The sequence below is a fragment of the Neorhizobium galegae genome, from assembly GCF_017877135.1.
GTDB classification, from domain to species: Bacteria; Pseudomonadota; Alphaproteobacteria; order Rhizobiales; family Rhizobiaceae; genus Neorhizobium; species Neorhizobium galegae_A.
Genome location: NZ_JAGIPH010000003.1, coordinates 514,650 through 527,667, shown reverse-complemented (window position 1 = coordinate 527,667; position 13,018 = coordinate 514,650). Strand labels below are relative to the sequence as shown.

At 61.2% G+C, this 13,018-nt stretch carries 14 protein-coding genes; 9 read left to right on the top strand and 5 right to left on the bottom strand.

The annotated features are described in order from the left end of the window. Position 1: 1 nt before the first annotated feature. Positions 2 to 1,198 carry an amino acid ABC transporter permease gene (locus J2858_RS12750; protein ID WP_210105172.1) on the bottom strand — a complete coding sequence of 399 codons (1,197 nt, stop codon included), beginning with the start codon at positions 1,196 to 1,198 and terminating at the stop codon, positions 2 to 4. A 107-nt stretch (positions 1,199 to 1,305) separates the two neighbouring features. Next, complete coding sequence (locus tag J2858_RS12745; protein WP_210105171.1) at positions 1,306 to 2,328, bottom strand: amino acid ABC transporter substrate-binding protein; 1,023 nt, start codon at positions 2,326 to 2,328, stop codon at positions 1,306 to 1,308. Positions 2,329 to 2,684: 356 nt separating this feature from the next. Between J2858_RS12745 and J2858_RS12740 the strand changes: the two genes are divergently transcribed. Next, positions 2,685 to 3,875, top strand: coding sequence for a cystathionine beta-lyase (locus J2858_RS12740; protein WP_210105170.1), 1,191 nt, complete (start codon positions 2,685 to 2,687; stop codon positions 3,873 to 3,875). On the opposite strand, the gene J2858_RS12735 is transcribed toward J2858_RS12740, so the two are convergent. Together J2858_RS12735 and J2858_RS12730 are read right to left on the bottom strand one after the other, a co-directional pair. Continuing rightward, entirely contained in the window at positions 3,876 to 5,042 is a 1,167-nt protein-coding gene (locus tag J2858_RS12735; protein ID WP_210105169.1) for an FAD-dependent monooxygenase, read from the bottom strand. Positions 5,043 to 5,054: 12 nt separating this feature from the next. Then, positions 5,055 to 5,300 carry a zinc-finger domain-containing protein gene (locus tag J2858_RS12730; protein WP_210105168.1) on the bottom strand — a complete coding sequence of 82 codons (246 nt, stop codon included), beginning with the start codon at positions 5,298 to 5,300 and terminating at the stop codon, positions 5,055 to 5,057. A gap of 157 nt (positions 5,301 to 5,457) precedes the next feature. Here J2858_RS12730 and J2858_RS12725 point away from each other — a divergent pair, with 157 nt between their 5' ends. The 8 genes from J2858_RS12725 (at position 5,458) to J2858_RS12690 (ending at position 12,525) form a co-directional block, all read left to right on the top strand. Next, positions 5,458 to 6,240 (top strand): alpha/beta fold hydrolase, encoded by a 783-nt coding sequence (locus J2858_RS12725; RefSeq protein ID WP_210105167.1) that lies wholly within the window; start codon positions 5,458 to 5,460, stop codon positions 6,238 to 6,240. An 81-nt stretch (positions 6,241 to 6,321) separates the two neighbouring features. Continuing rightward, positions 6,322 to 7,146: a serine O-acetyltransferase gene (cysE, locus tag J2858_RS12720; protein WP_210105166.1), complete on the top strand. Its 825-nt coding sequence runs from the start codon at positions 6,322 to 6,324 to the stop codon at positions 7,144 to 7,146. 210 nt (positions 7,147 to 7,356) lie between these two features. Then, on the top strand, positions 7,357 to 7,560 hold the full coding sequence (locus J2858_RS12715; protein WP_210105165.1) for a DUF3126 family protein: 204 nt from the start codon (positions 7,357 to 7,359) through the stop codon (positions 7,558 to 7,560). Positions 7,561 to 7,825: 265 nt separating this feature from the next. Then, the gene (locus J2858_RS12710; RefSeq protein ID WP_210105164.1) at positions 7,826 to 8,176 is read left to right on the top strand and encodes a phasin family protein; all 351 of its coding nucleotides are present in this window, start codon (positions 7,826 to 7,828) and stop codon (positions 8,174 to 8,176) included. Positions 8,177 to 8,435: 259 nt separating this feature from the next. Next, positions 8,436 to 8,789, top strand: a complete 354-nt coding sequence (clpS, locus tag J2858_RS12705; RefSeq protein ID WP_210105163.1) for an ATP-dependent Clp protease adapter ClpS — start codon at positions 8,436 to 8,438, stop codon at positions 8,787 to 8,789. Between the two features lie 9 nt (positions 8,790 to 8,798). Further along, positions 8,799 to 11,321, top strand: a complete 2,523-nt coding sequence (clpA, locus tag J2858_RS12700) for an ATP-dependent Clp protease ATP-binding subunit ClpA (RefSeq protein WP_210105162.1) — start codon at positions 8,799 to 8,801, stop codon at positions 11,319 to 11,321. Positions 11,322 to 11,422: 101 nt separating this feature from the next. Continuing rightward, on the top strand, positions 11,423 to 12,190 hold the full coding sequence (locus J2858_RS12695; RefSeq protein WP_210105161.1) for an AzlC family ABC transporter permease: 768 nt from the start codon (positions 11,423 to 11,425) through the stop codon (positions 12,188 to 12,190). Beyond that, positions 12,187 to 12,525 (top strand): AzlD domain-containing protein, encoded by a 339-nt coding sequence (locus J2858_RS12690; RefSeq protein ID WP_210105160.1) that lies wholly within the window; start codon positions 12,187 to 12,189, stop codon positions 12,523 to 12,525. Before J2858_RS12695 ends, J2858_RS12690 begins: the two co-directional genes overlap by 4 nt. An 82-nt stretch (positions 12,526 to 12,607) precedes the next feature. Here the strand turns inward: J2858_RS12690 and J2858_RS12685 are convergent, their stop codons facing one another. Continuing rightward, positions 12,608 to 13,018, bottom strand: coding sequence for an NUDIX domain-containing protein (locus J2858_RS12685; protein ID WP_210105159.1), 411 nt, complete (start codon positions 13,016 to 13,018; stop codon positions 12,608 to 12,610).

Sequence of the window (13,018 nt, the reverse complement as noted above, 5' to 3'; positions counted from 1 at the left end):
CTTATCTCTCCACCAAAGCCATCTTGCTGTTGAACCAGTTCATGAGCACGGCGGTGCTGACCGACAGCGACAGGTAAATGACGAGCCAGAGCGTGACGATTTCGACCGCCTGACCGGTCTGGTTCAGCATGGTGCCGCCGACGGCGACCACATCGGCAAAGCCGACGGCCACGGCGAGCGACGAGTTCTTGGTGAGATTGAGATATTGGCTGGTGAGCGGTGGAATGATGATGCGCAGCGCCTGCGGGATGACGATGAGACGCGTCGTCATGTTGCCGCGCAGGCCAAGCGCGCTTGCCGCTTCCGTCTGGCCTTTCGCGACCGCCTTGATCCCGGCACGCACGATCTCGGCGATGAAGGACGCGGTGTAGAAAGAGAGGGCGAGATAGAGCGATATGAATTCCGGGCCGACGACCGATCCGCCGGTCAGGTTGAACTTGCCGGCCACGGGATATTCGAACGACAGCGGTGCGCCGAGCGCCAGGAAGGTTACGAGCGGCAGACCGATGATCAGCAAAAGGGCAGTCAGGCCGGACGGATACTGCTGGCCGGTCTTTTCCTGGCGCAGGCGCGCCCAGCGGCGGATCACCAGCGAAAGCACGATCGCAACGACAAGCGCGACGAGAATCAGCCAGGCGCCGCCGCCCCACAGCGGCTTGGGGAAAAACAGGCCGCGATTGTTGAGGTAGGTGCCGAAGGGCAGCGCAAGCGAGGCGCGCGCCTGCGGCAGAATGGCGATGACGCCCTTGTACCAGAAGAAAATGACGAGAAGCGGCGGGATGTTGCGGAAGATTTCCACGTAGATCTGCGCCAGCTTGGCAATCAGCCAGTTGCTGGACAGCCGGGCAATGCCGACGATGAAGCCGATGATCGAGGCGGTGATGATGCCGATGATCGCCACTTCGAGCGTGTTCAAAAGGCCGACCAGCAGAGCGCGTCCATAGGTCGAATCACTGGAATAGTCGATCAGCGTCTGGCCGATGTCGAAGCCAGCGCGGCCTTTGAGAAAGTCGAAACCTGAAGCGATATTGGCGCGATTGAGGTTGGTGATCGTGTTGTTGACGATGATCCAGACAAACAGGCCGAGAATGGCGACCGTCAGGACCTGGTAGAAGATGCCGCGCGCCTTTGGGTCGTACAAAAGCGACGAGCTGCCGGATGATGTCGGCTTCTCCGATGGTAGTGCGTTGCCTGCCATAGGCACTTTTCCCTCTTATACGCTCTTTGCGAGCTTTTTGCCCTCATGGGGTGCTGCTCGGGAGGCGGGGTCGCCGCCTCCCGGCATAATTCCTGCCTGTCGCGCGATTAGCGGATCGGCGGAGCGTACTGGAGGCCGCCCTTGTTCCACAGGGCGTTCAGGCCGCGCTGGATCTTCAGCGGGGTGTTCGGGCCGACGTTGCGTTCAAACACTTCGCTGTAATTGCCGACGAGCTTGATGACGTTGTAGGCCCAGTCGTTGGTCAGGCCGAGGTCGGTACCGATCTTGGTGCCTTCTTCGTTGCCGAGCATGCGCTTGACGTCCGGGCCGCCCTTGGTCTTCATCTCGTCGACATTCTTCGAGGTGATGCCGAATTCTTCAGCATTGACCATGGCGTAGTGAACCCAGCTCACCACGTCGAACCACTGGTCGTCGCCCTGGCGGACGGCCGGTCCAAGCGGCTCCTTGGAGATGACTTCCGGCAGAACGATGTTGTCATCCGGGTTCTTCAGCTTCAGGCGCATGGCATAGAGGCCGGACTGGTCGGTCGTGTAGACGTCGCAACGGCCGGCGTCGTAAGCAGACGTCGCGTCAGCTTCCTTTTCGAACACGACCGGGTTGTACTGCAGGTTGTTGGCCTTGAAGTAGTCGGCCAGGTTCAGTTCGGTCGTGGTGCCGGTCTGAACGCAGACGGCAGCGCCCGACAGTTCAAGCGCCGACTTCACGTTCAGGCCCTTCTTCACCAGGAAGCCCTGGCCGTCATAGTAGTTGACGGTGCGGAAGTTGAAGCCGAGCGAGGTGTCGCGGCTGACCGTCCAGGTCGTATTGCGCGTCAGCACGTCGATTTCGCCGGACTGCAGGGCCGGGAAACGGTCCTTGCTCGACAGGGCGACGAACTTTGCCTTCTTCGGGTCGCCGAAGACGGCAGCGGCGATGCCGCGGCAGTAATCGACGTCGATACCCGACCACTCACCCTTGTCGTCCGGGTTGGAGAAGCCCGGAACACCCTGGCTTGCGCCGCATGTAACAAAACCCTTGGCCTTGACGTCCTGGAGCGTGCCGGCGGAAGCGGCAGAGGCAGCACCCAGAATTGCCGCGCCAATTGCGGCGGACAGAAGCGTCTTTTTCATTTTCCCAACCTTTATCTCTTGTTTTTTGATAGACCTGAAGCCCCATTACCGATCCCTGATCAGCAACGACAGGCCGCCCGCAAGGCCTCCCGAGACGAGCTGCTTTATCACAGTCGGAAATATGTGCAGGGGTCAAGTCTTGCACTTTAATTTAGCGCCTCAAATTAGACAAATTGCCGTGGGTAGATGATATATTAGGCAGAGTGTAGGATTTTGTGCAGTCTTCTGCCTAAAGGCGCGACATTGAGGAGCGTTGTAGCGCATAGGTAGCAGGCCGCGCCGCCTACCGGGCTTGACCGGCGCAAGCCTTGCCTTCAAGACTTTGGCCCTCGTCAATACGAAGGCCGCAATTTTCCATGAAAAACAAAGAGACCCTTTTCGCCGGTGCCGGCGACAACACCCGCCTTGCGCATCTCGGACACGATCCGATGAGCTATCACGGGTTTGTCAATCCGCCGGTGGTGCATGGCTCCACCGTTCTTTTTCCCGACTGCAGGACGATGGAAAGCCGGGATCAGAAATATACCTATGGCACGCGCGGGACGCCGACGACCGATGCGCTGTGCGATGCGCTGAATGCGCTCGAAGGGGCGGCCGGAACGGTTCTGGTGCCTTCCGGGCTTGCCGCCATCAGCGTTCCGTTCCTGGCTTTCCTGTCGGCGGGCGATCATGCCCTGATCGTCGATTCGGTCTACACGCCGTGCCGGCATTTCTGCAATACGATGCTGTCGCGTCTCGGCGTCGAGGTGGAATATTACGCCCCCGGTATCGGCGGCGATATCGAGGCCCTGATTCGTCCCAACACCCGCCTTATCCATACCGAATCGCCCGCATCCAACACGTTCGAGATGCAGGATATCCGCGCGATTGCCGATGCCGCCCACCGGCACGACTGCGTCGTCACGCTGGACAATACCTGGGCAACGCCGCTTTATTTCCGCGGTCTGGATTTTGGTGTCGATGTCATCATCCATGCCACGACCAAGTATCCCTCCGGCCATTCCGATATCGTGATGGGATCGGTTTCCGCCAATGCCAAACACTGGCCGCGCCTGCATGAGGCGACGATGACGCTTGGCATCTGCGGCGCGCCGGACGATGCCTACCAGATCCTGCGCGGGTTGCGCACCATGGGCGTGCGCATGGCGCATCACCAGAAAAGCGCGCTCGAGATCGCCCGCTGGCTCGAGGGGCGCGCGGAGGTGGCGCGCGTGCTGCATCCTGCCCTCGAAAGCTTTCCCGGACACGCGCTGTGGAAGCGCGACTTCAAGGGCGCATCCGGAGTGTTTTCCTTCGTGCTGAAGGCCGATGGTGCGGAGCAGTTTCGTGCCAAGGCGCATGCTTTCCTGGATGCGCTTGCGATCTTCGGGCTCGGCTATTCCTGGGGCGGCTACGAGAGCTTGGCGGTGAAGGTCAATCTGGGTGACCGCACGATTGCCAAGGCGCCGTCCGAAGGGCCGGTGATCCGGCTGCAGATCGGGCTTGAAGATGTGGCTGATCTGCAAAAGGATCTGGAAGCGGGGTTTGCCGCTGCAGCCGGCGCCTGATCAGAAGCCGGCGTCATAGCCATAGAGCCAGTCGAGATCCGCCGCAAGCGCTTGCGGCGGACGCAGGGCCAGCACCATGTCGCGGCCGAAACGCAGCGGCCCGCGCACGTGATAGGCAAAGCGGTTGAAGGCGCCACGGTTGCGAACGCGTGCGATGCGCGCCCGGCGCACCGATTCGTAAGTCGACAGCGCATCGGCAAGAACGGGCGTCATGGCGAGCCGGGCCGCCAGTTCCCAGCCGTCCTCGATGGCCATGGCGGCCCCCTGGGCCGCAAACGGCATCATGGCATGGGCCGCGTCGCCCACCAGAACCACATCGCGGCCATTGTGCCAGCGTCCGTCGCTCACCTGATAGAGCGGCCAGAATTTTCCCGATTCCATGCCCGTCAGCAGCGACAGGATCTGCGGATGCCAGCCCTTGAACTGGCGCAGCAGCATGCGTTTCTGTTCAAGGCTTGCATGCACTTCCCAGGTCTCGCCGGGGCTGACGCCGCTTGCGATGGCCACGACATTGAAGCCGCCCGCTTCGCGCAGCGGATAGCAGACCAGATGGCAGGAAGGCCCGACATAGGCGGTCACCGCCTGCGGCATCAGGAAGGCCGGGGCCTTTTCCGTCGGCACGGTAAAGCGCCAGGCGACGTTGCGGGAAAAATCCGGCTCCGGGGCGTTGGCAATTTCCTCGCGCATGCGCGACCAGACACCGTCTGCACCGATGGTGACGTCGGGCGTTGCGCCGACCACGCTCGCAATGGATTGACGCCAATCGGCGCCGATCCGTATGCCCAGATGCAGGCGGCACAGCGGATTTTTGTCGACCGCCGCCTGAAGTCCCCGCTGCAGGGTTGCCCGGTGCATCACCCCGTAAGGCGCGCGCCAGCGCTCGCGTGCGAACCGGCCGGCCGGCACATGCGCGAGCTGGCGCAGCGACTTGCCCGACGAGATCGCGATACGCTCCGGCTCTGTCCAGACGGCCTCCAGATCGGCAAGCACGCCGAGACGCGCCAGAATGCGGCTGGCATTGGGCGAGATCTGCAATCCTGCGCCCACTTCGGCCAGATGCGGTGCCTGCTCGATGATGTCGGACCGGATGCCGCGCGCGGCAAGTGCAAGCGCCGTCGTCAGGCCGGCCATGCCGGCGCCGACGATCACTGCATGTGTGATGGCCATGGCCGTATCAGTTCAGGCGGCTTTGACGTGGAAGGTGCAGCCGGCCGGAATTGTCTGTTCGGCTTTCAGCGTCGGATTGTAGCGGTAAAGCGTCGAGCAGTAGGAGCAGACTTTCTCGTTGTCGTCGCCCATGTCGATATAGATGTGCGGATGGTCGAAGGGCACGTTCGCCCCGGTGCACATGAATTCCTTCACGCCCACCTCAATGAGGCGATGTCCACCGTCGTTCTGGAAATGAGGGATACCGTGACCGGCCATGTTGAACTCCAATGCTTGCGATGTGCGCCGACATTATAGAGGCATGCCGTGAAAGTGTAGGGGGAAACAGCCGGCAGAAACGTGATTTTGTCGCCTTGCCTGTTCAGGCAGAGCAGGACATGGCCTATGGTCGCGCTCTTCGAAGGGAAGCCTGCCCATGAACCTCAACGCACCCGATTTTTCCACGTTTACCCACCAGAACCTGCAGCTCGCCTACTTTGACGCGGGCAATGCGGATGGCGAGCCTGTGCTTCTGATTCATGGTTTTGCCTCCACCGCAAACGTCAACTGGGTCTATCCCGGCTGGCTGAAGGCCCTTGGCGAGGCCGGCTACCGGGTGATTGCCATCGACAACCGGGGCCATGGCGCAAGCGACAAGCCGCGTGACCCCGAAGCCTACCGTCCTTCAGTGATGGCCGGCGATGCGATTGCGCTGCTCGATCATCTCGGCATCGATCAGGCGCATTTCATGGGCTATTCGATGGGTGCGCGCATCTCGACCTTCGCCACGCTTGCCCGTCCTCAGCGGGTCCGTTCGCTCATTCTCGGCGGGCTGGGTATCGGGATGACCGACGGGGTCGGCGACTGGGATCCGATTGCCGATGCGCTGCTTGCGCCATCGCTCGACGAGGTCACCCATGCGCGTGGACGTATGTTCCGGGCCTTTGCCGACCAGACCCGAAGCGACCGTGAGGCGCTTGCCGCCTGCATTCGCGGATCGCGCGACCTCGTCTCGCGCGAGGATATCGGTCGCATCGCCGCGCCGACCCTGATCGGTGTCGGCACCAAGGACGACATTGCCGGCTCGCCGCAGGACCTGGCGGCACTGATGCAAAATGCCCGCGCGGTGGATATTCCCAACCGCGATCATATGCTGGCGGTCGGGGACCGGGTGTTCAAGGCCGCCGTTCTCGACTTTTTAAGCAGCCACGCCGGGTAAGCGCGGCCCGCTTTGCGCCGGCGTTGGTGTTTTTGAAAGAATGTTCTATATACGGGCCTCTGCGTACACGAGGATACTGCCATGTCGGCACGCACTGAAATTCGACCCCGGGAGCCAATCGCGTCGGTTGATCCGATCTGGGATACATTGCGGCACGAAGCGCAGACCAGTGCGGAGCGTGATCCGCTGCTGGCGACATTCCTCTATTCGACGGTGCTCAATCATGGCTCGCTCGAGGAGAGCGTGATCCACCGGATCTGCGAGCGTCTGGACCATCAAGATCTTCAGGCGGTGCTGTTGCGCCAGACCTTTGAGGAAATGCTGAGCGACTGGCCGGAATGGGGCGCGATCCTGCGCGTCGATATCCAGGCCTATTACGACCGCGATCCGGCCTGCCTGCGCTTCCTGGAACCGGTTCTCTATTTCAAGGGCTTTCACGCCATTCAGACGCACCGGCTGGCCCACTGGCTGATGAAGCGCGACCGTCGCGATTTTGCCATGTATCTGCAAAGTCGCGCCTCCGGCGTGTTCCAGACGGATATCAATCCGGCCGCGCGCATCGGCAAGGGCATTTTCCTTGATCATGCCACCGGCTTCGTGGTCGGCGAAACGGCGGTCATCGGCGACAATGTCTCGATCCTGCACGGCGTGACGCTGGGCGGCACGGGCAAGGAAGGCGCCGACCGCCATCCGAAAATCGGCAATGGCGTCCTCATCGGGGCAGGCGCCAAGATCCTCGGCAATATCGAGATCGGCCACTGCTCGCGCGTGGCGGCCGGTTCCGTGGTGCTGAAGCCGGTGCCGCCGAAGACCACCGTTGCCGGTGTGCCGGCGAAAGTGGTGGGAGAGGCCGGGTGTTCGGAGCCCTCGCGCCTGATGGACCAGATCCTGCGCTCGGAAGACTGACCGGCGTCTGACACCCGATTTGCCGCCCCGGACTTGATCGGGGCTCGCGGACGTCTATGTCGCATTGTCGAGGCTTTGCCGGGCGCTTGATACGCAGTGTGCGCGCCTCATCGGGCGGATCATGGGACGGATCATGGAGACACGTTCTTTACTTTCGCCTTTGTCCCATGCCAAAAGCCCCGCAACGAGAACACTGACGGAGAGACAAAAGTGAAAGCCGATGAAATCAAGAAGCTCGACGCCTACTTCAAGCGGGTGTTCAACCCCACGATGAGCGTGCGTGCGCGGCCCCGCAAGGACGATTCGGCCGAGGTTTACGCCGGCGACGAGTTCCTTGGCGTTGTCTACGTCGATGACGAGGACGATGAGCGCTCCTACAACTTCTCGATGGCCATTCTCGACGTCGATCTCTGATGGCCGCATCGGCCTGACAAACAGTTCGCAAGGCCGTCAGGCATCACCATCGGGACGGTCCCGATCACAAGTTCGGAAACGGCGGGCGCCTTGCGACCCGCCGTTTTTCATGGGTTTTGGAAGAGATTTTTGTCAATGCGCAAATGGCCGCCGCGGCATTCGGTCGTAGCGGGCTTCTTCGCGCCTGCGATACGATTCCGCTCTTGACTTTTGCACTGCGGAATTATTCCATCAGCAAATGGGAATACACCCATAGGAGGCGGAAATGTTCAATCTCGATGAAGCCAGCCGGAAGAACAAGGAAGCAGTCGACGGGCTGCTGAAAAACTATGCCGAGGTGACGAAGGGCTTTCAGGCCATCGCATCGGAAACCGGCGAATATTCCAAGAAGTCGATCCAGGAGCTGACCAGCTTCCTGGAGCAGCTGCTGGCCGTTCGCAGCATCGAAACCGCGTTCGAGCTGCAGAGCAAGTTTGCCAAATCCGCCTACGAGGGGTTCGTGGCGGAAGCGACCAAGATCGGCACCCTGTATACCGATCTCGCCAAGAGCGCCTACAAACCCTACGAGCTGCCGGCGACGCGGGCGACGGCCGTGGTGGTGTCCAACGCCGCCTGAGGCCGGTTGCAGGCCGCACAAAGACCTTTGCTGGTTAAAATGAACCGGTTGCGTTCCTGGCGCAGCCGGTTTTTGTTTGTGAGGCCCAAGGCAATGGCGTTAATTTACCGCCCTATCGGCCTCTTCACGCGGAATAGTGATTGCGCGTGGACGCGAGGGGCTTAAAATCGGCGTTCAGCGAACTAGATAAGTGCTTCTGATGTCCGGCTCCGGCTGTTCGTTCGGACGAGCCGTCGGACTGTTGGGGAATGATAGAAAGATGATCGCATTGCCGATCTACATGCAAGACGAGAAGGACGGACAGGGAGACGGCGGCAATCGCGGCACCTCGGTCATTACGCGCACCAAGGCCAAAACGAAAAAGCCCAATCTCTACCGCGTGCTTCTGCTGAACGACGATTACACGCCGATGGACTTCGTCATTCACATTCTGGAGCGTTTTTTCCAGAAGGACCGCGAAGCGGCCACCCGCATCATGCTGCACGTTCACAATCACGGTGTGGGCGAATGTGGGGTCTTTACGTACGAGGTCGCTGAGACCAAGGTGAGCCAGGTCATGGATTTTGCCCGCCAGCACCAGCACCCGCTGCAATGTGTCATGGAAAAGAAGTGAGGAACCGACGTGCCAACATTTTCGCCTAGTCTCGAAAAGGCGCTGCATCAGGCACTGACCTTCGCCAATGAGCGGCACCACGAATATGCTACCCTGGAACACCTGCTCCTGGCCTTGATCGACGATGCCGATGCCGCTGCCGTCATGGGAGCCTGCAATGTCAATCTCGACGTCCTGAAAAAGACCGTCTCCGATTACGTCGATAACGAACTCGCCAACCTGATCACGGGCTATGACGAGGATTCCAAGCCGACGTCCGGCTTCCAGCGCGTCATCCAGCGCGCGGTCATCCACGTGCAATCGTCCGGTCGCGAGGAAGTGACCGGCGCCAATGTTCTGGTGGCGATCTTTGCCGAGCGCGAAAGCCATGCGGCCTATTTCCTGCAGGAGCAGGAAATGACCCGCTATGATGCGGTCAATTATATCAGCCACGGCATCGGCAAGCGTCCGGGCGCCTCCCAGGTGCGGCCGCCGCGCGGTGCCGAGGACAGCGATGCGGATGCAAAGCCCGGCCGCGAGCAGGAAGAAGGCTCGGCCAAGAAGCCACAGGATGCGCTGAAGGCCTATTGCGTCAATCTGAACGAGAAGGCCGTCAACGGCCGCATCGACCCGCTGATCGGCCGTCACTCGGAGGTCAACCGCACCATCCAGGTGCTGTGCCGCCGCTCGAAGAACAATCCGCTCTATGTCGGCGATCCCGGTGTCGGCAAGACCGCCATTGCCGAAGGCCTTGCCAAGCGCATCGTCGAAGGCAAGGTGCCGGAAGCGCTGGCCGATGCCACGATCTTCTCGCTCGACATGGGCACGCTGCTTGCCGGCACGCGTTACCGTGGCGATTTCGAGGAGCGTCTGAAGCAGGTGGTCAAGGAACTGGAAGAGTTTCCGGGCGCCGTGCTGTTCATCGACGAGATCCACACCGTGATCGGCGCCGGTGCGACATCCGGCGGCGCCATGGATGCGTCGAACCTGCTGAAGCCGGCGCTGTCATCTGGTGCCATCCGCTGCATCGGGTCCACCACCTACAAGGAATACCGCCAGTTCTTCGAAAAGGACCGGGCACTCGTGCGCCGTTTCCAGAAGATCGACGTCAACGAACCGTCCATCGATGACGCCATCGAGATCATGAAGGGTCTGAAGCCCTATTTCGAGGACTATCACAAGCTGCGCTACACCAACGAGGCGATCAAGGCCGCGGTGGAGCTGTCGTCGCGCTACATTTCCGACCGCAAGCTGCCGGACAAGGCGATCGACGTGATCGACGAGACAGGGGCGGCGCAGATGCTGCTGCCCGCGTCGAAGCGCCGCAAGCTGATCACCGAAAAGGAGATCGAGGTCACCATCGCCACGATGGCCCGCATTCCCGCCAAGACCGTCTCCAAGGACGACGAGGCGGTGCTGGCCAACCTGGACAAGGAACTGCGCTCAGTCGTCTACGGTCAGGATGCCGCCATCGAGGCTCTCTCGACGGCGATCAAGCTGGCGCGTGCCGGTCTGCGCGAACCGAACAAGCCGATCGGCTCCTATGTCTTCTCCGGCCCGACCGGCGTCGGCAAGACGGAAGTCGCCAAGCAGCTTGCCTCCTCGCTCGGGGTGGAACTGCTGCGCTTCGACATGTCGGAATACATGGAGCGGCACACGGTCTCGCGTCTGCTTGGCGCACCTCCCGGCTATGTCGGTTTCGACCAGGGCGGCCTTCTGACGGATGGAGTCGACCAGCATCCGCATTCGGTGGTGCTGCTCGATGAAATCGAAAAGGCGCATCCCGACATCTACAACATTCTGTTGCAGGTGATGGACCATGGCTCGCTCACCGACCACAACGGCAAGAAGATCGACTTCCGCAACGTCATCCTGATCATGACGACGAATGCGGGCGCGTCTGAAATGGCCAAGGCCGCCATCGGTTTTGGGTCGTCCAAGCGCACCGGCGAAGACGAGGAGGCGCTGAACCGCCTGTTCACGCCGGAATTCCGCAACCGTCTCGATGCAACGATCCCGTTTGCGCCGCTGCCGACCGAGGTCATCCATCAGGTCGTACAGAAGTTCGTCATGCAGTTGGAAAGCCAGCTGTCTGAACGCAACGTGACCTTCGACCTGCATCAGGATGCCATCGCGTGGCTCGCTGAAAAGGGCTATGACGAGCGCATGGGGGCACGCCCGCTGTCGCGCGTCATTCAGGAGCATATCAAGAAGCCGCTTGCCAACGAGATCCTGTTTGGCGCGCTTCGCAAGGGTGGCGTCGTCAAGGTGACGGTCGGCAAGAAGCCGGACGGCACCGAAGGGCTGCTTCTCGAATCGATTGCCGAGGCGGCACCTGTGAAGCCGAAGCCCGAAGCGGAGGTGGAAGCCGTCGAGGATGGCGAAGCCTCTGTAAAGGCAAAGCCAGGCAAGGTGAAGGACGATCCGAAGTCGGCACCGCCCAAGGGCAAGGCCATCAAGGCCAAGTCCGACGCGGAGACGGACGTGCTGACCGAGGACAAGGAAAAGCCCCGCAAGGGCTCGACCGTCCCACGCGTGCCGAAGTCGAAATGATCGGTCCGATCTGACAATCCTGTGCCGGGGCTTTGATGAAAGCCCCGGCATTGCCTTTTCTGCATGCCGGTCGATTGCGAACGGCAATTCCGGACGGATCGATGCTCTCTTCTCAAGCTGACGCGCGTTCCAGCGTCTCCTGGTTCTTCACCGGCATGCGTGGCATCACGTCGCTGCCGGCGCTCATCCTCATGACATCCTTTGTCGGCTTCAGCGCCTTTGCCCTGGAATCGGGCATCACCCGCAGCCAGGCCGTGTTCATGACGCTCGCCGTCTGGGCGCTTCCGGCCAAGATGATCCTCATCGGCACCATGGTCGGCGGTGCGCCGATTGCGGCGAGCTTTCTTGCCGTGACGCTCTCCTCCATCCGCATGATGCCGATGGTCGCCTCGATCATGCCGGACATGAAGAACGAAAAAAGCCCGACCTGGCTTCTGCTGTTTCTTTCGCATTTCGTTGCGATCACCTCCTGGGTGTTTGCCATCCAGCATCTGAACAACGTGCCGCGCGACAAGCGTGTCGCCTATTTCGCCGGCTTTTCGATCACGCTGACGCTGATTAATGCGGTCATCGTCGGGGTCTGCTACGGGATCGTGGCGCAGTTTCCGCCCATTGTCGCGGGATGCCTGTTCATGCTGACGCCGGTCTATTTCTTCGCCTCGATCTGGGCCTCGGCACGCCATTCGGTGGTGAAACTGGCCTTTGTCATCGGCGTGGTGATGGGGCCGGCCATGGCGCTGATCGAGCCGAAATTCGACATCATCTATGCGGGCATCGGCGGCGGAACAGTCGCCTATGTCATCGACCGCTTTTTCGTGCGCCCGCGTCGTGCCGTGCCGCGCGCAGCCGGGCTGGAGGAAGGCCCGTGAACGGCGATCTCTGGTGGTGGACCTATCTTGTGATCATCGTCGCGGGCTGGCTTGCGACGGATTTTTGGCGTTGGCTGGGCGTTCTTGTCGGCAATCGTCTGGATGAAGATTCCGAGGCGCTGCACTGGGTGAGGGCGGTGGCCACGGCACTGGTGATGGCGGTGACGGCAAAGCTTGTCGTCTTTCCGACCGGCACGCTTGCCGGCTCGCCGCTCTGGTTGCGGCTCGGCGCCCTTGGCCTCGGCTTTGGCGCTTTCCTCATCTTCGGACAGCGCGTGATCGTCTGCGTCGTCGTGTCGATTGCGGCCCTGTCGGCCGGTTTGCTGCTGCTTTGACGTATTCCCGGTCGCTCTCGGCAAAGGGCGGCAATGAAGGGAGAAAGTCAGCCCAGGGGAGCGTCAGGCAACCATCAGAACTTTAAAGATGGCGCAAGGCATCCCGGGTGAAGACCGAGAGCGGCTGCGGCAGATCGTCGGGCGAAAACCAGCCCATGGCCGAGAGCTTGTCGGGCTCGGTCAATTGCGGTTCGCCGGAAAAATCGGAGGTGATGTAGATCATCGACAGCCAGTGCTGGCTGTCGGCCTCGATGCGCTGTTCGCTGATGCAGAGGAATTCGACCTGGCCGATGCAAAGGCCGGTTTCTTCCTCGGCCTCGCGGCGTGCCGCCTCGGCCGAGTGTTCCATGTGGTCGATCTTGCCGCCGACGATGTTCCAGAAACCTGCCTCGGGCGCTTTGACGCGCTTATAAAGGAGGATGCATCCGTCGTCACGGCGGATCACAAGACCGGCTCCCACGCCTGGAAAATCAGATCCCGGCTTTGGCGGCAT

Excerpts from the sequence above, each read along its gene's own strand:
- J2858_RS12750 (WP_210105172.1), bottom strand. The coding sequence starts at position 1,198 with ATGGCAGGCAACGCACTACCATCGGAGAAGCCGACATCATCCGGCAGC.
- J2858_RS12745 (WP_210105171.1), bottom strand. The coding sequence starts at position 2,328 with ATGAAAAAGACGCTTCTGTCCGCCGCAATTGGCGCGGCAATTCTGGGT.
- J2858_RS12740 (WP_210105170.1), top strand. The coding sequence starts at position 2,685 with ATGAAAAACAAAGAGACCCTTTTCGCCGGTGCCGGCGACAACACCCGC.
- J2858_RS12735 (WP_210105169.1), bottom strand. The coding sequence starts at position 5,042 with ATGGCCATCACACATGCAGTGATCGTCGGCGCCGGCATGGCCGGCCTG.
- J2858_RS12730 (WP_210105168.1), bottom strand. The coding sequence starts at position 5,300 with ATGGCCGGTCACGGTATCCCTCATTTCCAGAACGACGGTGGACATCGC.
- J2858_RS12725 (WP_210105167.1), top strand. The coding sequence starts at position 5,458 with ATGAACCTCAACGCACCCGATTTTTCCACGTTTACCCACCAGAACCTG.
- cysE (WP_210105166.1), top strand. The coding sequence starts at position 6,322 with ATGTCGGCACGCACTGAAATTCGACCCCGGGAGCCAATCGCGTCGGTT.
- J2858_RS12710 (WP_210105164.1), top strand. The coding sequence starts at position 7,826 with ATGTTCAATCTCGATGAAGCCAGCCGGAAGAACAAGGAAGCAGTCGAC.
- clpS (WP_210105163.1), top strand. The coding sequence starts at position 8,436 with ATGATCGCATTGCCGATCTACATGCAAGACGAGAAGGACGGACAGGGA.
- J2858_RS12695 (WP_210105161.1), top strand. The coding sequence starts at position 11,423 with ATGCTCTCTTCTCAAGCTGACGCGCGTTCCAGCGTCTCCTGGTTCTTC.
- J2858_RS12685 (WP_210105159.1), bottom strand. The coding sequence starts at position 13,018 with ATGCCGCCAAAGCCGGGATCTGATTTTCCAGGCGTGGGAGCCGGTCTT.